We start from the raw sequence: 19,310 nt of genomic DNA, 5'->3' as shown, positions 1-19,310 counted from the left end.
ACTGCCAGTGTTGCGCTCTCCCAGCTGAGCTAAGGCCCCGAAAGAGGTGCGCATACAAACGTGAGGCAGATATCAGCATAGAGAGTCATTAGTTTCAGGCCTGCAGCGCCCAACCACACAACCTAAAGCGGCACCTCAAATCCTGTGAGGACCCATAACTTACCCCATCACACTCCGCTTGAATTACTAAACTAAACCACTATACTGTATATACATACAGCTCATCAGTGCCCAACCATGACCGACATTGAACAACTACTACGCGAACGCCGCATTTACCGCGGGGGGCAACTCAGCCCTCCGGCGGCTGTACGCTCCAGTGGTTTTGCGGAGCTAGACAATGCCCTGGGCGGCGGCCTGCCCACCTCTGGCGTGTGCCGTTTACAGTCGGATACCGGTATTGGTGAGCTGCGCCTGCTGATGCCTTATTTGCGCCAAGATAGTCGCAAATTGATTGTGCTAATCAACCCGCCGGGCAGCCTCTGCGCCGATTTTTGGGTAAATGCCGGCTTTTCCAGCGAGCAGCTTTACGCCGTGCGTACCGACCACAAGCAGGCCCTGTGGTGCGCCGGGCAATGCCTGCAAAGTGGTTGCTGCCTGGCCGTGCTGATATGGCAGCAAGATCTTGCCGTGGCCGACGTTAAACGCCTGCAATTGGCGTGCGATAAAGGCCCGTGCGCACTGTGGCTGCTGCAAGGTTACTCGCGCCATGCTCCGTCACTGCCCCTAACCTTGAGCATGAGCCTTGCCCCCGCCCCCAGCGGATTGCAAGTGAGCGTCACCAAGCGTAAAGGCGGCTGGCCCACCGGGCCTATTTTGCTCGACTGGCGCCAACACTGGCCCGAGCTGGTGCTGGAGCCACTACCTGACAATGTTCACCCGCTACCGCAACCGGGGCGGCGCCAGCGGGCCTAGCCATAATATGCTTTGGCTTTACCTTCACTTTCCGGCCCTGCAGCTGGATAGCCTGCCCCCCTCCCCGCAGCCGTTGGCCGTGGTTTGTGAGCAGCGCTTTCACGTGTTGCAGCTTAACCCCCCGGCTCAGGCACAGGGTGTACGCACCGGCATGGGCATGGCGCTGGCCTGCTCTTTAAGCCGTGAGTTGCAGGTAGTGCCTTACCGCCCGGAGTTTAGTGGCGAGCGTTTGCGGGAGTTGGCGCACAGTCTTTACCCGTTAAGTGCGGATATCAGCGTATTTGAGCCCGACGGTTTACTGTTAAAAGCCGGCCCAATGCTGCGTTATTACACAGGGTTAACACCCTACTGGCACGCCATACAACAGCAACTGCAACATGAGCGCTTGCGCCACTTCGCCGCCACAGGCCTGCGCCCCTTTACCGCGCGCGCCGTAGCAAGAAGCGAAATTACCCACATCACCGTCGAGCAACAACCGCTAACCCAACAGTGGCAAAGCTTACCGCTTAGCGCGGCGGACTTAGCGCCGCGAGCACAACATGAACTAGCAAGGCTGGGTTTAAAAAACCTAGGGCAATTAACGGCTTTGCCGCGCTCAGAATTGGCCGAGCGGATCGATGCCGCTAGCCTGCGTTACTTGCAACAACTTACCGGCGATCAACCACACCCGGTAGACTTTTACATTCCGCCGGCGCACTTTCAGCAGTACCGCGAGCTTGTGTGCGAAAGTGATACAACGGCGGCGCTACTGCCACCGTTAAACCTAACACTGCAGTCACTAGAACATTTTTTACGCCAGCGCGATCAGGTAACCGAGCAATTACAACTTACCCTGCACCTACGGCGCGACCGGCTGGTTAACCTGGAGGTTTACGCCGGCGCAGGCGAAGACTCGGCGCCGCTATGGCAGGGTTTAATTGAGCTTAAGCTGGAGTCGGTAAGCCTGGAGGAGCCTGTTTACGCCTACACATTAAGCGCCCATCGCACCTTTGCCCGCGAGGCAATAGCCGGTGATTTATTTGGAGAACACCCCGCGATTACACCGGCGCAATTACTGGCACGCTTACAAGCCAAACTGGGGCGAGATGCCATTACTCAAACCGCGCTAACTAACGACTTTAGGCCGGGCCATACAACCCCCACCCATACCGCAAAACACTGTGCACTTACGCCGCATTCACTTAGGCCCAGCCTATTAAAAAGCAAACCCAAAGCCACGGCCGAACCTTTGGTATTGGTGCATGGCCCGGAGCGTATTGTGACCGGCTGGTGGGATCAACAAACCCTATCGCGCGATTATTTTGTGGCCCGCAACCGGGCCGGGCGCTGGCTATGGGTATACCGCTCGCTTAACCCGCCCGATAAAAATTGGCATATCCACGGCTATTTTAGTTAAGGCCAACACAGTTATTACGCTATGCATTACGCCGAGTTGTTTTGTCAGAGTAACTACTCTTTTTTAACTGGCGCCTCACACCCCGAGGAGCTGGCAATACGCGCGTGCGAATTAGGTTACCGCGCCTTAGCCATCACCGACGAGTGCTCAGTAGCCGGCGTGGTTAAAGCCTATACCGCGATTAAAGATCACAAACTACCCATAAAATTAATTGTCGGCAGCTTGCTGCATATTAAAACGGACATTAAATTGGTGGCGCTTTGCCCCAACCGCCAAGCCTACGCCGAGCTGTGCCGAATTATTACTAACGCCAGACGCCGCACCCGAAAAAACCACTACGAGCTAACCCGCTGGGATATCGCCTCACTCAAACACTGTTTATTAATTTGGCTGCCAAGCGGTGACGACCATCAAAACGAACAGGCTAGCTGGCTAAAAAAATACCACGACCAACGACTGTGGATTGGCATGCAGCGCCACCTTACCAACAACGAAGAGGCCCACAACCGGCGGCTGGAGCAACTGGCCAACCACCACCATATTCCGCTGGTCGCCTGCGGCGGGGTACTGATGCACCACAGCGGGCGCCTTGCACTGCAACACGTACTAAGCGCCCGCAAGCTCGGCACTAGCGTAAAAGAGGCCGGGCGCGACTTGCTCAGCAATGCCGAATGCAGTTTGCGCAGCATTAGCAAGCTACAACGTTTATTTAACACCCGCTGGCTGCAACAGAGCCTGGATATTGCCGAGCGCTGCCAGTTTGATATGGGAGAGCTGAAATACGAATACCCATCGGAGGTTATACCCCGCGGGCTAAGCGCCATGGACTACTTGCGCCAACGCGTGGCCGAGGGCTGCCAAAAACGCTTTAAAGAACGTGTGCCCGAACACATTGCCGCCACCATAAAAAAAGAGCTGGCGCTGATTGAACAGATGAATTACGCCCACTTCTTTTTAACCATTGACGATATTGCGCGCTTTGCCCGCGAGCAACATATTTTGTATCAGGGGCGAGGCTCATCGGCCAACTCAGTGGTGTGTTATTGCCTGGAGATCACCGCCGTGGACCCGCGTCATATTAACGTGTTGTTTGAACGTTTTATCTCTAAAGAGCGCAACGAGCCGCCCGATATTGATGTGGATTTTGAGCACGAAAGACGCGAAGAAGTTATTCAGTATATTTATAAAAAATACGGCCGCGAGCGAGCTGCTCTGGCCGCGACGGTCATTGGCTACCGATTCAAAAGCGCGCTACGCGATGTGGGTAAAGCTCTGGGGTTTAACGACACCCAGTTAGACTTTTACATTAAAAACATCAACCGGCGCGATACCAACCAGCCCTGGCAAGAGCAAATTACCGAACTGGGCATTGATGCCGAATCCCATACCGCGCAACAGCTTATTCAGCTCACCGAAAGTTTAATAGGGTTTCCCCGGCACCTATCACAACACGTAGGCGGCTTTGTCATCTCCAGCGGCCCCTTGTACGAGTTGGTGCCAGTAGAAAACGCCGCCATGGCAGAGCGCACGGTTATTCAATGGGATAAAGACGACTTAGAAAGCTTAGGGCTATTAAAAGTCGATGTGCTTGCCCTCGGTATGCTAACCGCTATTCGCAAAGCGCTAAACCTGATTGAACAGCACCATCAAAAGCGCTATGAGCTATACCAGATTACCCGCGCCATGGATGATCAGGCGGTGTACGCAGACTTGCAAAAAGCCGATTCGGTAGGCGTGTTTCAAATAGAGTCGCGCGCGCAAATGTCCATGCTGCCGCGTTTAAAGCCAGCCAGTTACTATGACCTGGTGATTCAAATTGCCATTGTGCGGCCCGGCCCTATTCAAGGCGGTATGGTGCACCCCTACTTAAAGCGCCGCGATGGCGAACAGGGGGTGAGCTACCCATCGGAAGATGTTCGCTCAATTTTAGAGCGCACCCTGGGTGTGCCTATTTTTCAGGAGCAAGTCATCCAGTTGGCTATGGTGGCGGCCGGCTTCAGCGGTGGCGAGGCAGATCAGTTACGCCGCGCCATGGCGAGCTGGAAAAAAAGCGGCAAGTTAATGCAGTTTAAACACAAACTCATTAACGGCATGCTGGAGCGCGGTTACACCCAAAGTTTTGCCGAACAGCTTTTTGCCCAAATTTGCGGGTTTGGCGAGTACGGCTTTCCCGAGTCACACTCAGCCAGTTTCGCCCTACTGGCTTACGCCTCGGCTTGGTTAAAACACTACTACCCTCAAGCTTTTTATTGCGCCCTATTAAATAGCTTACCCATGGGGTTTTACTCTCCTTCGCAGCTGGTGCAGGACGCTGTACGCCACGGCCACACCGTGCTGCCCGTATGCGTTAATCGCTCTCTTTACGATTACACGCTGGAGCCATACTCCGGCAGCTGGGCTATACGGCTGGGGTTACGACAGGTAAAAGGCCTGGCGCCCCAGGCGGCCGAGGTGCTTATTAACAAACGCGGCGCAGGTTTTATCAGCCTGCAAACACTTAAAACCTGCGGGCTTAACAGCCAGACGTTGCAAGCACTTGCCAGCGCCGATGCTTTGACTACGCTGGCCGGCAACCGCTACCAAAGCCGCTGGGAGTTAATGAAACGCACACCGGAAACCGCCAAACCTTTACAGCAAACATTGCAGTCGGCAGCACCCCTAGGCAATAGCCTGCCATCAAAAGTGCAACTGCCTGCGCCCAGCGCGCAGGAAAATATGATTGAGGATTACGTTAACCTTGGGCTAAGTTTGCAGCACCACCCGGTATCGCTACTATTGGCCGAGCAACGCCTGCCACCCTTTACGTTTGCCTGCGATTTAATCCACAAGCGGCATCAATCACCGGTCAGTGTTATCGGAGTGGTCACCGGCCGCCAGAGCCCCGGCACTGCATCAGGCGTAACCTTTGTAACGCTAGAAGACCATACCGGCAATATTAACGTTGTGGTTTGGTCCGCTACCGCGCGCGCGCAAAAGGCGCCGTTTTTGGCGGCCAAGCTACTACGCATTAAAGGTATTATAGAAAGAGAGGGGGAGGTGATTCATGTCATTGCCGGCAAACTGGAAAGTCTGGATCACCTGCTTGATGGTCTGGCCCTGTCATCGCGTGACTTTCATTAGCTGGCAAAAATCTGGCAACCTAAAGGTCAACAAAAAGCACTCTTTTATATTAAGTGCTACGGCCGGCTCTGCGATAAACGCAAGAGCCGGCCACTAGAGCCAGCAGGCTATTGAAAAACGTAGGTAGCTTTTCAACACCCTGCTAGGGTCAATCAGCCGACTGCCCCAACCCTTGATACGCCTTCTCCAGCTTTTTAAGCTGCTTTTTACCCACCTCACCCCAAATATTAATCGCCTGACGCAACCTTGCACGGCTCATATCCGGGCCCAACAGAGTCATAGAATCCATGACCGAGAAAGACGCGGTGGTGCCGGCGATGGCGATAAAGATAGGGGCCAAAAAGTCTTTAAGTTTAATATCCATTTGCCCGGCCAACTCTTTAAGCGTGTTAAAGATTTCATCGCGGTCCCACACACGCAGAGCCTCTAAGCGCCACAAGGCAAATTGCAGCAGTTGCTTTTGCTCGTCCATAGGCAGGCGGTTGTCGGCAAAGTGCGCTTCCGTAAGCGGCAGCTGGCCCGAGGCTAAAAAGGCCACTAGGGGCATAAAGTCGCCCAGGGTTTCCATACGCGACTGAGCGTGGGGCAGCACTTTTAATAGGTTGTCACGGTTAAGTGCCCACTCGCCTAAGCGGTCGGCCAGTTGCTCGGTATTTAGGTCTTCACGTATCCACAGGCCATTGAGCCAGCTGAGCTTTTCCACATCAAAGATGGGCCCACCCAGGCTAACGCGGGTAATATCAAAATTAGCCTGCATATCGGCAAGGGTAAATTTTTCGCGCTCGTCGGGCATGGACCACCCCATACGGCCCAGGTAGTTAAGTACCGCCTCGGGCAGGTAACCGGCGCGCTGGTAGTACAAAATACTGGTGGGGTTTTTGCGCTTGCTGAGCTTAGATTTATCGGGGTTGCGCAGCAGCGGTAAGTGGCACAGTACCGGCGCCTGCCAGCCAAAGTATTCGTACAGTTTTAAGTGTTTGGGGGCAGAGTTAATCCACTCCTCACCGCGAATCACGTGGGTGATGCCCATTAGGTGATCGTCTACCACGTTGGCCAGGTGGTAAGTGGGCATGCCGTCGGCTTTTAGCAGCACTTGCATGTCGACTTGTGACCATTCGATCTCGATGTTGCCACGCAGCATGTCGTCAATGACGCACACGCCCTCTTCCGGCAGTTTCATGCGCACTACATAGGGCTCGCCGGCGGCAAGCTTGGCCTGTACTTCTGCCTCGCTGAGTTTTAAGCCGCGACCATCGTATTTAGGCGTCTCGCCACGGGCTTGTTGCTCGCGACGCATTTCGTCTAGCTCTTCGCTGGTGGCAAAGCAGTAAAAGGCGTGACCCTTCTCTATAAGCTCGTCGGCGTATTGTTTGTAAATACCCATACGCTCGCTCTGGCGGTAGGGGCCGTGCTCGCCGCCAACATCCGGGCCTTCGTCCCAGTCGATACCTAACCAGCGCAGGCTATCGAGAATCGCTTGCTCGGATTCGGGCGTGCTACGGGTTTGGTCGGTGTCTTCAATGCGCAGAATAAACTGGCCGCCGTGCTGGCGGGCAAAGCATTGGTTAAACAGCGCAATATAAGCGGTGCCAACGTGGGGGTCGCCGGTGGGCGACGGAGCAATACGAGTGCGAACGGTCATAAGTGTCTCTTGTATCAGTTCTGAATTTGGGTAAGTGCTTGCCACAGTTGGTCGCCGGTAATGGCGGCCAATGTGCGCGGGCGGTTGCCCACAAAATCGGTTGTTGCGCTGGCGTCCGGGTGGCGACACAAACGTTTACCGCACTGCTCGCATAGGTAGCCAGGCGCAACAATATGGCTCGAGCGTGGGCCGGTGGCACCAATCAGCGCCGGGTCCGTCGGCCCATAAGCGGTTACCGTAGGCACATTAAGCGCAGCGGCAATATGGGCCAGGCCCGTATCATTGCACACAGCCCCTCGGCTTGTGTGCAAAAGCCCGGCAAGCTCAGTCAAGCTCATGCGCTCGAGTACTTTAGCATTGGCGTGGCCGTTAGCAATAGCCTCGGCGGTTTCGCGCTCGACAGGCGCGCCCCACGGCAATAACACCTCTAAATTCGCCGCTGCGGCGTGTTCAATTAAGCGTTGCCAGCTTGTTTTGGGGAGGCACTTGGTGGGCCAGCTGGCGTTGGTCACGGCCACTATATAGGGTTTATCTGTGACGGTTTGCGCGGGCCAGGTTTTATCTTGCAGGCCAAAATCGGGCGCCGTTTGCGGGCGCGAGTATTCAAGGCCCGCGGCAAACAAATCGCGCCAACGGTCCACCGCGAGAATATCTTGCGCCACCTCAAAGCGGCGCTGGTAAAACAGATGGGCGCCCTTCTCGCGCACCGAGTCGGCATCGGGCCCCGCGCGTAAACCGCGCGCCATACGGGCTACGGTGGCGCTTTTAAAGCTGGTTTGCGCGTCCAGCACTAAATCGTACTCGCGCTCGCGCAGCTTACGCCAATAGGCTTTTAACTCACCCGACTGCCAGGCGGTTTTAATATTGCGCTTCCAGCGTCGGTGGGCCGAGACAATAGTGCGCTCTACCGCCGGGTGCCAGGTAGGCACCTCGGCAAAGGCCTCATCCACCGCCCAATCAAACCGGATACCGGGAATGGCGCGCACCGCATCGCTAACGGCGGGCAGCGTTTGCACCAAGTCGCCCATAGAGCTCAATTTAACAATTAATACCCGCATATCCGTCCAACCACTAAAAAACTGCGCGCATTGTACCTTAACAGGCCGTTAACTGGCGCCCCACTCGTGAGAAGGGATAAAAATTTCACCTCTTACATTATAATAATCTAATTTAGTTATTGCTATTTTAGATACTTCTAATATTATAAGGGCGAGGAGGGATAAACATGAACCAACCCATGACACCCGAACAACTGCAGGCCAACGCTGCTCAGGCGGCGGGCCTTTTGAAAATGCTCGCCAATGAAAAGCGCCTGATGATTTTGTGCGCGTTGATTGGCGGCGAGATGAGCGTGAGCGATTTGAATGCCCAGGTGCCGCTATCGCAATCGGCCCTGTCGCAGCACCTGGCCGCCCTGCGCGAGGCCGAGCTGGTTAGAACCCGGCGGGATTCACAAAAGATTTTCTACCGCTTAAACGGCGATGCCGCGGTGCGGATTATTGAAGTATTACAGAGTATTTATTGCCCCTAGTGGCGTGCCAATTGGAGAGCAACCATGAGCCATAAAACCGCAACCCCTCAAGAGTTTTTAAACCAGCACCCAGACTGCTGCGTGGTGGATGTACGCACCCCGGCCGAAACGGCTAATGCTCATGTACCCGGCAGTATTTTTATTCCGGTGCAAGAGATTACCGCCGAGCGGGTTAAAGCCGAAATGGCGGCCCGAGGCCAACAGGGCAAGCCCATTTACCTGATGTGCCAAAGTGGCAAACGAGCCGAAATGGCGGCAAATAATCTGGCAGGCAAAGTGGATGAACCGCTGATTATTGTCACCGGCGGGGTAAACGCCCTAAGCCAGCACGACAATGCCCCGCTACAAAAAGGTGACAGCAATGTGATATCGCTTGAGCGTCAGGTACGCATCACCGCCGGCAGCCTGGTATTGATGGGGGTTATTTTAGGCGCCCTGCTCAACCCCATTTTTTACGCCCTGTCGGGCTTTGTGGGGGCGGGCCTGGTATTTGCCGGCGTCACTGACACCTGCGCCATGGGCATGTTGCTGGCGCGGATGAGCTGGAACCAACGGGGGTAATGTGGAGCTGTTAATGACCCCGGCCATTGGCGTTGTCATTGGGCTGGTATTGGGCCTGACCGGCGCGGGGGGTTCGGTATTTGCCGTACCCCTGCTGATTATTCTGCTGCAACTGCCCATGCAACAGGCCTCGGGCATTGCTCTGGCCGCGGTGGCCGCCAGCGCCCTGTACGGCAGCCTACGCAATCGGGGTAGTCACCGTATTTTATGGGTGCCCGCCTTGGTTCTGGGCGCAGGCGGTGTCATCAGCGCGCCGGTGGGGCAATGGCTGGCGCAGCGACTGCCGGAAACCGCGCTGTTAATCGGGTTTAATCTACTGGCATTGATTATCGCCGCGCGTATGTACATCAGCGCCGTGCGCTCGCCAGAAGACGCCAAGGTCACCCGCGCCAATCCGGGCGACTATACCCTGGAAGGTCCGCTGTGCCGCTTAAGCCCCACAGGCCAGTTGCAACTGCGTCCGCGCTGTATGGCCGGGCTGGCGCTGGGTGGATTGCTGGTGGGGTTACTGTCGGGTTTGTTTGGCGTGGGCGGCGGCTTTTTGATTGTCCCCTTGCTGCTGTTTTTAAGCCGTATTGGTATGGCTCAGGCGGTGGCAACATCGCTGGTCATTATTGCCGTTATCAGCGGCGCTGGGTTTGTCAGCTACTGGCAAATGGGCGGCGCCTTAGACGTGAATATGCTGGGGCAAATAGCCGCCGGCGGCATTGCGGGCATGATGTTGGGCCAGTGGATCAGCGGCAAGATTAACCACGTACTAAAGCAAAAAGTATTTGCCGTATCGCTAGTGGCCATTTCAATCGTAAGTTTATTCTCGTGAGGATTTAACGATGATTTTTAGACAATTATTCGACAAAACATCCAGCACCTACACCTACTTATTAGCCGATAAAGGCGAAGCCGTGTTGATTGACCCGGTGATAGAAAACACCGACAGCTACATCACCTTGTTAACCGAGTTGGAATTAAAGCTGGTGCTGGCCATCGACACCCACACCCACGCCGACCATATTACGGCGCTGGGTAAATTGCGCGAACTAACCGGTTGCGAAACCCGGGTGGGCGAGCAGTCCAAAGCCGACTGCGCCAATGGCACCTACCGCGATGGCGATACCTTAAGCGTGGGCGGACTGATATTAAAAACCCTCTACACACCTGGCCATACCGACGACTCTTACACCTTTATGCTGGAGCAAGACGGCGAGACCTATGTGTTTACCGGCGATACCCTGTTAATTCGCGGCACCGGTCGCACCGACTTTCAAAACGGCAATGCGCGGGATCAGTACCAGAGTTTGTTCAGCAATTTATTAACGCTGCCCGCCGACACCTGGGTCTACCCCGGCCACGATTACAAAGGCTGGATGGTCAGCACCATCGGCGAAGAAAGCGCCCACAACCCACGCCTGCAAGTAAAAGATGTAGAGGAATACGTAAACTTAATGAACTCGCTGGATTTGCCCAACCCCAAAATGATGGACGTGGCTGTGCCCGCGAATCAGGCTTGTGGGGAAATTTAGGAAATGTCGGATGTCGGATGTCGGATGTCGGATGTCGGATGTCGGATGTCGGATGTCGGATACAGTTGAACGCGGTTTGCGTCAACAATTGTCAAGTGAACGCACAAGCTAAAGTGAATAAAAAAGGGTGAACATTTAAGTCCACCCTCTTTTGTTTTTGCGCTCCGCGCTTTGTATTCTGCATTAAGCGTCTGACGTCAGACCTCCGACGTCAGCCTATCTCACTCCGAATAATAAGCCTCCAACGCCCCAGTGACATACACCAAAGGCGCATTCCAGTTAATAGTGATCTCGTTGGTGGAATAACTGCACCAGTGATCGACGTATGACTCGGCCGGTAAATCTGAGGGGTAGTCACAATCGTCTTGTTGCCCGCTGTGGGGGCCGCCGGCCAAAAAGCCCGGCACCGGCGCAACCACATTATCGGCTACCGATGGCCGGTGGTGAATATCCATCGGCGGCCGCGCGCCAAAGCCTGTGACAAAGCTGTACTCGGTGGGGTTGCGGCCCAGCACGTAATCAAGCAGCGCCTGTGCGCCCGCCATGTAGCTTTGCTCGCCGGTAAGGCGATAGGCCTGCACCAACATCATGGCGCGGTTCATGGCCACGCCATTGCTGCCCCAGACAAAATCGGGCCGGGTCATCGATACGCCGTAGGCCGATTCGTTGCCAGCAGCCAGGATAGTGTCGGCCAAATCCGTTACGCGTTTACGGATCAGCGCTTTGTCAGCGGCGGCGGTTAAGGTGTCGGCGTGAGCCGCGAGCGACATCCATGCCAGGCCCAACGATTGCGACCAGCTGGGCACCTGGTTGCCGATAGCCTCGGCCTTGATGGCCTGATAGTAAGCGTCTTTGCCGGTGGTGATGTAGAGCTCGGCGGCGGCCCAGGCAAACTCATCCGAGAAATCGCTATCGCCATAACCGCCAGTGCTTACGTCGTCCGGCTGATGGTAGGCAATATTGGGGTTTTGCCCGGCCCACTGCCACGCGCTTTGCGCCGCCTGCAACATAGTGCTGGCGCGAGTGCTGTCATAGGGCCGCACCACCCGGCTGGCGGCGGCCATTACCGCGGCAAAATTCAGTGTGGCAGCGGTGCCCTTTTGCACCACATAGCGCGGCTCGTGGGTATCGGCCGGCATCACTTTGCCAACAAAATTCTTGGTGGTTAACTTATGGTAAACACCGCCATCGGCCGGGTCTTGCATGGTTAACATCCAGTCGACATTCCACAGGGTTTCGTCCAACAGGTCGGGTATGTTGTCACCGCTTTCGGGGATGTTTAGCTCGCGCTCGGCGTATAGCTCGGGGTAATGCTCCAGCGCCGCGAGCAAGGTGTAGGTCGAGATACCCGAGTTAACAATGTACTTGCCATAGTCACCCGCGTCGTACCAGCCTTTGGGCGATGAGATCACACTCTCGGGCGGGCGCTCATCGGTGGCCGCCGAGGGGTGAATCCGCACCTCGGTATCCGGGTGGCCACTGGCACGGGCCCAATCGCCGGCGTATTGCGGCTCCAGCGCGGTGCTGGCGCGGTTAAAGTAATAGGCTTTAATCACCGCTTTGTTTAGCTCGCGGTAAGGGTCGTCGGCCACCACAAACGTATCCGAGTCAGCCAGGCCCGCCACGCGCAGCAGGTATTCACCCGGCGCATCAAGCTCACTAAAATCGGCTTGGGCGACGGAGCCGCTGGCGTAGGGCCACGGCTGATAAGCGCCGATTTCACCACTGGCTACCTCGGCGCCGGTGGCCACATTAATCACGCTGAAAGTCGCGGCGCTAACTTGCGGGATAAGCGCCACTTTGGGCCCGGCAGCGGCAAACCCCACCTGATTTAACAAAATACGATCACTGGTATTTGCCACGCTAGACGAGCCGCTGGCAACGGGCGCCGAGCTTACCGGCGATGAGACACTGCGGTTCGGGGTTTGATCTGATGCGTTATTGCTGCCGCACGCGGCGAGCGCTAAACAAGCACTGCAGGCAACCGCCAGGGCATGGGGGCTAAAAGTCTTCATGGGCTCTTCCTCGTTATATTGTTGTTTTCGCCAACGAGTGTAGCGCGAAGTACGATGCGGACTATATTAGGGTTCGCAAAGAATGGTTAAAGGGAGGAGAGTCTGAGGCCTGAGGTCTGAGGTCTGATGCATAAGAGCAAAGGCTTGCGTCAGACGTCGGACATCCGACGTCTGACATTCCATCATAACCCCAACGTTTTTTTCACAAACGGGATGGTCAGTTTGCGCTGCTCGGCCAGGGAGGCGTGATCGAGCCGGTGCAAATAGCAAAACAGCTGGTTCATGTCGCGCGGTACGCGCTGCACGATGTAGCTGGCAACCTCTTCGTTAAGCTCCATACCGCGCTCGCGGGCGCGGCGCATTAACGCCTGTTGTTTATCGGTATCGTCCAGCGGTTGCACTTTAAGGATAACGCCCCACTGCAAGCGCGAGCGCAAATCCGCCAACTGAATATTTAGCTCACGGGGGTTTTGCGGCGCGGCCACCAATAATAAGCGGCCGGCGTCGCGCAATGCGTTATACAGGTTAAACAGCGCGCGCTCCCAGGCGGGGTCGCCGGCGACGGCTTCCAGCCCATCCAGGCACACCATATCTAACTCTTCCAGGCCATCCAGCAGCGCCTCGGGGGCAAAGCCGGTCAACTCGCGCAGGGGCAAGTACTGCACCGCCATACGGCGCGCCTCGGCGTTGTGGCAACTGGCTTGCAGCAGGTGGGTTAAGCCCACACCGCTGGCGCCCCACAAATACAAAAAGTGCTCGCCCGCGCCCTCTACTTGCTCGCGCAAAGCGCGAATCACTTGCTCGTTACCAGAGCCTGGGGGGGCGTAAAAGTTATCGAAGGTGGCGTCGTCTTTTAAGCTGACGCCTAATGACAGCTGTTGCGGAGTTGACATTAGGCGACCTCAGCGAGCTAGGCGATACTGCAGCGGAGCATTATCTGTGCCCGGCACCAAATAGCGATTGCTGGGCAGGCTGACGCTCTCGGAGGCAGGAAGCAATACCCCGCCCAGCGCCAGCGTATTTTGCAAACGGGCCACATCGCCCTCGGTAAATAACCGCAGGGTTAAGCCGTCGGCATTTAAACTGGCCAGCTGAGTGCGGCGCACCAGCGCCAATTGCGCCAGGTAGTGCTCGACCTTTTTATAGTCGGCAAAGCTCTCGACATTATTCACCTGCAACACCACATTGGCATCGCCCGCTTCGCTGGGGCTAATGGCGTAGCGGTTGGCAAAAAAGTCAGCCACGGTATCGACTACCGCAGGCAGTAACGATTCAAGCGACTCGCCTTGGGCATCAAAACTTGGGGTGCCATCGGCATGCATTAGCTGCCAATCGGCGCGCCAGCGCTGCCCCGACAACTCGGAGGCGCGCACCACTACAATAGCGTCGGCCCGGTAGCGCTCGGAGGCCTCACGTATTTGCCGCTCGTCCATTTGCCACAAAGCGTCAGCCGGCATAGCCAGATGATCTTCTAAGTCAAACAGGGGCACCATTAAAGGCAAGCCGCGCTCGTCGGCGTGCTCACGCAAAACGGTTAATGTGGGTAAATCACTGGCCACGTCGCGCCCGGAGGGGGTATTGGTTACCAGCCACACCAACACCGTGGGGCGATTGGCAGGCCAAAACGCAAGGTTGGCATCGCGCAGTAACTGCTCGATGAGCGGTGGCGAGAACTTAAGCTGTAAACGTGAGGCAGGCACCAGGGTGCCGTCGATCGCCTCTAGGGCTTCGTCAGTCGAGGCATAGCTGTATTCGTAGACGTAATCCTGAGCGCGCACCAACGCCTGACGCACCGCCGGGTTGTCCGCCACCGTCGTCGAACCCGACACCCTAACCAAAGTATCGGCCAATGCCTGCTTGGCCGCGGCGGCGCGTTGCGCCTCGGACTGCGACTTCACCAGCGCATCGGCACTATAGAGATCGACCACTTGATCGGCGCCAGCGACGCCGGACAGTATCAGGGTGCAGATAAATAATAGGTATCGAATAATCAGCGTCTCGTCTCCCAGCTGCCGAACTCTGACAATAAAGCCCGCGCATTGTAACAGGCAATGCGGTGCTTTTCTTGTAGTAGCGCGCAGTAAGTGGCGATAATCTGCGGGATAAAATTGCCGGCGCGGGCGAAATATCACCGCCCTTACCTGCAATTGGGCGCTATTAACTGCTAGAATATGCGCCTTTCAGACCCGGCGCCCCACCCATTGACGCCCTCCGGTAGTCGAGGCCGGCGCACAGCACACGAGATCCTAGGCCGCTATGAGCGAGAAAAACCCGCAATCGTTAAGTTACAAAGACGCTGGTGTCGACATTGATGCCGGTAATGCGTTGGTAGAACGCATTAAAGGCGTTGCCAAACGCACCCGTCGCCCGGAAGTAATGGCCGGCCTTGGCGGCTTTGGCGCACTGTGCGAGCTGCCCGAAGGCTACCGCCAGCCGGTGCTGGTATCGGGCACCGATGGCGTGGGTACCAAGCTGCGCCTGGCAATGGACTTAGGCAAGCACGACACCATCGGTATCGACTTAGTCGGCATGTGCGTTAACGATCTGATTGTCGCCGGTGCCGAGCCGCTGTTTTTTCTCGATTACTACGCCACCGGCAAACTGAATGTGGACGTTGCCTCCGACGTAGTCACCGGCATTGGCGCCGGTTGCGAGCTTGCCGGTTGCGCCCTGGTAGGTGGTGAAACCGCCGAGATGCCGGGCATGTACGAGGGCGAAGATTACGACTTAGCCGGCTTTTGTGTCGGCGTGGTAGAGAAGTCCGAGATCATCGACGGCAGTAAAGTCAGCACCGGTGACGCCCTGATTGGCATTACCTCAAGCGGCCCGCACTCTAACGGCTACTCGCTGATTCGCAAAATCATCGAAGTCTCGGGCGCCGATTTACAGCAAGACTGCGGCGGTGTGAGCTTAGCCGACGCACTCATGGCCCCTACCCGCATTTACGTTAAACCGCTGCTCGAGCTGATTAAAACGCTGCCAGTACACGCGTTATCGCACATAACCGGTGGCGGCCTGCTAGAGAACATCCCCCGGGTGCTGCCAGACAGCGCCAAAGCGGTTATTGACACCACCGCCTGGGAGCTGCCAGCCGTTTTTAAATGGCTACAAGCGGCGGGCAATGTCGACTCGCGCGAGATGTACCGCACCTTTAACTGCGGTATCGGCATGATCATCGCGGTACCGGCCGAGCGCGCCGACGAGGCCATCGCCCAGTTGCAAGCGGCCGGCGAGCAAGCGCTGCTGGTAGGCCACATCGCCGATGCGGCGGCGGGCGAAGAGCAAGTACAACTGGACGGCTTACACTGAGCATGACGAGCCCTAAAACACGCGTCGCTGTGCTTATCTCGGGCAGTGGCAGCAACCTGCAGGCATTAATTGAGGGCCAGCAAAGTGGTGAGCTGCCCATCGATATCGTCGCCGTTATCAGTAATCGCCCGGATGTGCGCGGCTTAACACGCGCGCGCGATGCCGGCATTAACGCTATTACGCTCGATCACAAAGAGTACGACAGCCGCGAGGCATTTGATCGGGCGTTAACCGAACAGCTCGATGCACTGCAACCGCAGCTGGTTGTGTTAGCCGGCTTTATGCGCATTTTAACACCGGCATTTACCAACCACTTTGCCGGGCGCATGCTCAATATTCACCCCTCGCTTTTGCCTAAGTACCAAGGGCTACATACCCACCAGCGGGCGCTGGAGGCAGGCGATACCGAGCACGGCGTAACGGTGCATTTTGTGACGGCCGAGCTAGACGGCGGTCCGGCGGCCATTCAGGCGGTAGTGCCCGTGGCAACCAGCGACGATGCCGCGAGCCTTGCCGCACGCGTGCAACAACAAGAGCATATTATCTACCCCATGGCCGTGCGCTGGTTTTGTGAAGGGCGTCTGGTCATGAACGCGAATCGGGTACTGCTTGACGGTGAACCTTTGCCGCCCAGCGGTTACCAAGTAAGGAACTCACAACCGCAAGCATAGGGATTTATGACTCGACTCAAACGCTTGACCTTAGGGTTACTCACGGGCGCGACACTGACCGCCGGCTTATGGTTACCAGCAGCCAATGCTGCCGACGAGCCAGCACCGCCCAACCAGTTTCGCAACATTTATAAATCATCGGTTTACGGCATGACCGTTACCGTCACCCACGAGCTGATACCGCTGGGAGACAACCGCCACAAGCTACGTTTTTTTGCCGACTCGCTGGTAGCAAGCATCGAAGAGACCAGCACCTTTAGCTCGCCAGAGGGCGAGCTACTGCAACCGGAGCTTTACAGCTACGATCGCTCGGGCCTGGGCCGCGATCGCAAAGCTCGCATTACCTTCGACTGGGATACACGCAAGGTAATCAACGACATTAACGACAACCCATGGAAGATGGATGTACCCGTGGGGACGCAAGATAAGGTCAGCTTTCAGGTGCAGTTGCAGCGCGATTTAATCGCCGGCAAAACCGAGAATCTGGCCTACACCATTGCCGATGGTGGCAAAACCAAGCAATACGATTTTGCCATTGTAGGCAACGAGCGCCTGAAGACCCCGCTGGGGGAAGTCGACACAGTTAAAATTAAGCGCACCCGCAAAGACAGCGATCGGGTTACCTATGCCTGGATGGCCCCTAAGTACGATTATTTGCTGGTGCGTATGCAGCAAGAAGAAGACGGCGACGTTTACACCATCAACATCGACGAGGCCGAGGTCGACAAGCAAAAGATCTCGTCATTTAATTAAGGCGCTCTGCGAGGCAGATGAAACGCCACAGTTCACTCACTAAAAGCAAAGGCTATTTTTATGAATATCTCTGACAACTGCGTTGCCAGCTTCCATTACACCCTGACCGATAAGGAAGGCAAAGTACTGGATTCGTCTGACGGCCGCGAGCCGCTGGCGTACCTGCACGGTGCCGGCAACATCATCCCCGGCCTGGAAAAAGAACTGGTTGGCAAGCAAGTTGGCGACAAGCTACAAGTGGCAGTACCCGCCGCTGAAGCTTACGGCGAGCGCAACGATGCGATGATGCAAGAGCTGCCATCCAACATGTTCACCGGTGTCGACAAAGTGGAAGAAGGCATGGAGTTTCACGCGCAAACCGAAAACGGTATGCAGGTGGTAACCATTGCCGCGGTTAACGGCGACATGGTTACCGTAGACGCCAACCACCCGCTGGCCGGTGTTGATCTGAACTTTGACGTTGAGATCACCGACATTCGCGAAGCGACCGAGGAAGAAAAAACCCACGGTCACGCCCACGGTGCTGGCGGCCACGAGCACTAAGCCCTTTGCCTGACACGCGCCCGTGTGTCAGGCAACCCCTCCTGGCCAGGCGACCCTAGCCTAGCCCCAACCAATCCATCTCTAGCACTTACCTACATGAGGTTTAACGCCTCAAGCGCCAACTCGCGCGTATTAATCGTGCCCGGCCAGCCTCACCCAGCCATCCCTAACCGCCCCCTAACCCCAGCCACACTTCGGCTTTACTTTACTTATCAATAATATTTTATTATTGTAATACTTATTAAGCATACATAGTTCAATTAATCTAAATATAATAAGGGGTTTCTCTATGTCTATACGTGCTCTCGCGCTCGCGATGAGTGTGTTATCTGTGGCCGGTTGCGGTAGCGACTCTGGCGGTAACGACAACACCTCCTCCAGCTCAACCAGCAGTATGCCGACCAGCTCAGCGTCCTCCAGCAGCGTGGTCTCCAGCTCTGTCTCATCAAGCAGCGAATCATCCAGCTCGATCAGCTCCAGTATCGCGTCATCGGCCTCCAGCGTTACCTCTTCCGGCTCCTCGGTGGCCTCGTCATCTTCATCTGACGGCGACCCTGTTGCCAGTAGCTCAAGCTCACAAGCCTCAAGTGTGGTTGTGTCATCAAGCTCAGTAAGCTCTAGCTCTGTGGCCTCAAGCAGCTCAAGCCCGGCTTCTTCCAGCTCAGAGCCTTCAAGCTCATCCAGCTCAGAGTCATCAAGCTCGGTGCCCTCCTCCAGCAGCTCATCGGCGGCGGCATTAACCACCTACCCGGACCCAACCATTAACCCGGCGCTGGTTAACTTTAACGACGTAGCGGTGCATGACCCCTCGATCATTCGCGCCGAAGACGGCACGTTTTATGTGGTGGGCTCGCACTTAGGCTTTGCCAAAAGTAGCGATTTAGTAAACTGGGAATTGGTCGCCAACGAGGTAAACGATTTAAACCCACTGTTTAACACCTACGCCTCTGAGATTGCCGAGGGCATCGCATGGACCGGCGGCGCGGTGGGCTCCTGGGCGTCCGATATTATTCGCCTGGCCGATGGCCGCTACTATTTTTACTACAACCATTGCACCCAGCCCGCTACCGGCGAGTGCGACGGCCCGCGCTCTTATTTAGGTGTAGCGGTGTCGGACAATGTAGAAGGCCCCTATGAAGATCAGGGGGTGTTTCTGTACTCCGGCCAAACCGACGCGGAGATGCAAGGCGAGTACAACGTCGGCGGGTTAGACAGCTTTAACGCCAACATCCACCCCAACGTTATTGACCCCACAGCCTTTTTCGACAAAAACGGCGACTTGTGGATGTCTTACGGCTCCTACTCGGGCGGTATTTTCGTGCTAAAAATGGACG

General features: G+C 56.1%; 18 protein-coding genes. 12 read left to right on the top strand and 6 right to left on the bottom strand.

The features are described 5' to 3' along the window. Nucleotides 1-237: 237 nt before the first annotated feature. The 3 genes from imuA to AAC019_RS16330 are packed head-to-tail and all read left to right on the top strand — an operon-like array spanning nt 238 to nt 5,431. On the top strand, nt 238-915 hold the full coding sequence (imuA, locus tag AAC019_RS16340) for a translesion DNA synthesis-associated protein ImuA (RefSeq protein ID WP_339900324.1): 678 nt from the start codon (nt 238-240) through the stop codon (nt 913-915). After that, nucleotides 872-2,311 (top strand): DNA polymerase Y family protein, encoded by a 1,440-nt coding sequence (locus AAC019_RS16335; RefSeq protein ID WP_339900322.1) that lies wholly within the window; start codon nt 872-874, stop codon nt 2,309-2,311. Before imuA ends, AAC019_RS16335 begins: the two co-directional genes overlap by 44 nt. 21 nt (nt 2,312-2,332) lie before the next feature. After that, nucleotides 2,333-5,431, top strand: a complete 3,099-nt coding sequence (locus tag AAC019_RS16330) for an error-prone DNA polymerase (RefSeq protein WP_339900320.1) — start codon at nt 2,333-2,335, stop codon at nt 5,429-5,431. 148 nt (nt 5,432-5,579) lie between these two features. Here the strand turns inward: AAC019_RS16330 and gltX are convergent, their stop codons facing one another. Next, nucleotides 5,580-7,073, bottom strand: coding sequence for a glutamate--tRNA ligase (gene gltX, locus AAC019_RS16325; protein WP_339900318.1), 1,494 nt, complete (start codon nt 7,071-7,073; stop codon nt 5,580-5,582). A gap of 14 nt (nt 7,074-7,087) precedes the next feature. Further along, nucleotides 7,088-8,131, bottom strand: coding sequence for a lipopolysaccharide heptosyltransferase I (waaC, locus tag AAC019_RS16320; RefSeq protein WP_339900317.1), 1,044 nt, complete (start codon nt 8,129-8,131; stop codon nt 7,088-7,090). Between the two features lie 167 nt (nt 8,132-8,298). Here waaC and AAC019_RS16315 point away from each other — a divergent pair, with 167 nt between their 5' ends. The 4 genes from AAC019_RS16315 to AAC019_RS16300 are packed head-to-tail and all read left to right on the top strand — an operon-like array spanning nt 8,299 to nt 10,685. After that, on the top strand, nt 8,299-8,604 hold the full coding sequence (locus AAC019_RS16315; RefSeq protein ID WP_339900315.1) for a metalloregulator ArsR/SmtB family transcription factor: 306 nt from the start codon (nt 8,299-8,301) through the stop codon (nt 8,602-8,604). 24 nt (nt 8,605-8,628) lie between these two features. Next, on the top strand, nt 8,629-9,165 hold the full coding sequence (locus tag AAC019_RS16310; protein ID WP_339900313.1) for a rhodanese-like domain-containing protein: 537 nt from the start codon (nt 8,629-8,631) through the stop codon (nt 9,163-9,165). Between the two features lie 13 nt (nt 9,166-9,178). Next, nucleotides 9,179-9,985: a sulfite exporter TauE/SafE family protein gene (locus AAC019_RS16305; RefSeq protein WP_339900312.1), complete on the top strand. Its 807-nt coding sequence runs from the start codon at nt 9,179-9,181 to the stop codon at nt 9,983-9,985. Nucleotides 9,986-9,995: 10 nt separating this feature from the next. After that, the gene (locus AAC019_RS16300) at nt 9,996-10,685 is read left to right on the top strand and encodes an MBL fold metallo-hydrolase (protein WP_339900310.1); all 690 of its coding nucleotides are present in this window, start codon (nt 9,996-9,998) and stop codon (nt 10,683-10,685) included. A 221-nt stretch (nt 10,686-10,906) separates the two neighbouring features. Here the strand turns inward: AAC019_RS16300 and AAC019_RS16295 are convergent, their stop codons facing one another. From AAC019_RS16295 to AAC019_RS16285, 3 genes are all read right to left on the bottom strand, one after another. Then, nucleotides 10,907-12,700, bottom strand: coding sequence for a glycoside hydrolase family 9 protein (locus AAC019_RS16295; RefSeq protein WP_339900308.1), 1,794 nt, complete (start codon nt 12,698-12,700; stop codon nt 10,907-10,909). Between the two features lie 182 nt (nt 12,701-12,882). After that, entirely contained in the window at nt 12,883-13,593 is a 711-nt protein-coding gene (gene hda, locus AAC019_RS16290) for a DnaA regulatory inactivator Hda (protein WP_339900306.1), read from the bottom strand. Nucleotides 13,594-13,602: 9 nt separating this feature from the next. Further along, entirely contained in the window at nt 13,603-14,832 is a 1,230-nt protein-coding gene (locus tag AAC019_RS16285; protein ID WP_339900304.1) for a DUF2066 domain-containing protein, read from the bottom strand. A 124-nt stretch (nt 14,833-14,956) separates the two neighbouring features. Between AAC019_RS16285 and purM the strand changes: the two genes are divergently transcribed. The 4 genes from purM to AAC019_RS16265 are packed head-to-tail and all read left to right on the top strand — an operon-like array spanning nt 14,957 to nt 17,976. Further along, nucleotides 14,957-16,009: a phosphoribosylformylglycinamidine cyclo-ligase gene (gene purM / locus AAC019_RS16280; protein WP_339900303.1), complete on the top strand. Its 1,053-nt coding sequence runs from the start codon at nt 14,957-14,959 to the stop codon at nt 16,007-16,009. Between the two features lie 2 nt (nt 16,010-16,011). Further along, nucleotides 16,012-16,680: a phosphoribosylglycinamide formyltransferase gene (purN, locus tag AAC019_RS16275; protein ID WP_339900302.1), complete on the top strand. Its 669-nt coding sequence runs from the start codon at nt 16,012-16,014 to the stop codon at nt 16,678-16,680. A 6-nt stretch (nt 16,681-16,686) separates the two neighbouring features. Further along, a complete protein-coding gene (locus tag AAC019_RS16270) occupies nt 16,687-17,433 on the top strand; it encodes a DUF3108 domain-containing protein (RefSeq protein ID WP_339900301.1) in 747 nt (248 codons plus the stop codon). A 60-nt stretch (nt 17,434-17,493) separates the two neighbouring features. Next, nucleotides 17,494-17,976 (top strand): peptidylprolyl isomerase, encoded by a 483-nt coding sequence (locus AAC019_RS16265; protein ID WP_041522939.1) that lies wholly within the window; start codon nt 17,494-17,496, stop codon nt 17,974-17,976. 177 nt (nt 17,977-18,153) lie between these two features. Here AAC019_RS16265 and AAC019_RS16260 read toward each other — a convergent pair whose 3' ends face one another. Continuing rightward, nucleotides 18,154-18,720, bottom strand: a complete 567-nt coding sequence (locus AAC019_RS16260; RefSeq protein ID WP_339900299.1) for a hypothetical protein — start codon at nt 18,718-18,720, stop codon at nt 18,154-18,156. Between AAC019_RS16260 and AAC019_RS16255 the strand changes: the two genes are divergently transcribed. Beyond that, nucleotides 18,680-19,310, top strand: a 631-nt coding sequence (locus AAC019_RS16255; protein WP_339900297.1) for a family 43 glycosylhydrolase, incomplete at its 3' end; no start/stop codon positions are given. The two genes, AAC019_RS16260 and AAC019_RS16255, sit on opposite strands and share 41 nt — an antisense overlap.

The organism is uncultured Gilvimarinus sp., assembly GCF_963975215.1.
Lineage (GTDB): Bacteria > Pseudomonadota > Gammaproteobacteria > Pseudomonadales > Cellvibrionaceae > Gilvimarinus.
Note: the sequence above shows the minus strand (reverse complement) of the source record. Positions and strands in the feature narration are given on the sequence as shown.

What these genes read in the sequence shown, in the direction of transcription:
- AAC019_RS16310 (WP_339900313.1), top strand. Translation starts at nt 8,629, where the DNA reads ATGAGCCATAAAACCGCAACCCCTCAAGAGTTTTTAAACCAGCACCCA.
- AAC019_RS16330 (WP_339900320.1), top strand. Translation starts at nt 2,333, where the DNA reads ATGCATTACGCCGAGTTGTTTTGTCAGAGTAACTACTCTTTTTTAACT.
- imuA (WP_339900324.1), top strand. Translation starts at nt 238, where the DNA reads ATGACCGACATTGAACAACTACTACGCGAACGCCGCATTTACCGCGGG.
- AAC019_RS16300 (WP_339900310.1), top strand. Translation starts at nt 9,996, where the DNA reads ATGATTTTTAGACAATTATTCGACAAAACATCCAGCACCTACACCTAC.
- AAC019_RS16315 (WP_339900315.1), top strand. Translation starts at nt 8,299, where the DNA reads ATGAACCAACCCATGACACCCGAACAACTGCAGGCCAACGCTGCTCAG.
- waaC (WP_339900317.1), bottom strand. Translation starts at nt 8,131, where the DNA reads ATGCGGGTATTAATTGTTAAATTGAGCTCTATGGGCGACTTGGTGCAA.
- AAC019_RS16295 (WP_339900308.1), bottom strand. Translation starts at nt 12,700, where the DNA reads ATGAAGACTTTTAGCCCCCATGCCCTGGCGGTTGCCTGCAGTGCTTGT.
- gltX (WP_339900318.1), bottom strand. Translation starts at nt 7,073, where the DNA reads ATGACCGTTCGCACTCGTATTGCTCCGTCGCCCACCGGCGACCCCCAC.
- AAC019_RS16270 (WP_339900301.1), top strand. Translation starts at nt 16,687, where the DNA reads ATGACTCGACTCAAACGCTTGACCTTAGGGTTACTCACGGGCGCGACA.
- AAC019_RS16335 (WP_339900322.1), top strand. Translation starts at nt 872, where the DNA reads ATGTTCACCCGCTACCGCAACCGGGGCGGCGCCAGCGGGCCTAGCCAT.
- AAC019_RS16265 (WP_041522939.1), top strand. Translation starts at nt 17,494, where the DNA reads ATGAATATCTCTGACAACTGCGTTGCCAGCTTCCATTACACCCTGACC.
- AAC019_RS16305 (WP_339900312.1), top strand. Translation starts at nt 9,179, where the DNA reads ATGACCCCGGCCATTGGCGTTGTCATTGGGCTGGTATTGGGCCTGACC.
- purN (WP_339900302.1), top strand. Translation starts at nt 16,012, where the DNA reads ATGACGAGCCCTAAAACACGCGTCGCTGTGCTTATCTCGGGCAGTGGC.
- hda (WP_339900306.1), bottom strand. Translation starts at nt 13,593, where the DNA reads ATGTCAACTCCGCAACAGCTGTCATTAGGCGTCAGCTTAAAAGACGAC.
- purM (WP_339900303.1), top strand. Translation starts at nt 14,957, where the DNA reads ATGAGCGAGAAAAACCCGCAATCGTTAAGTTACAAAGACGCTGGTGTC.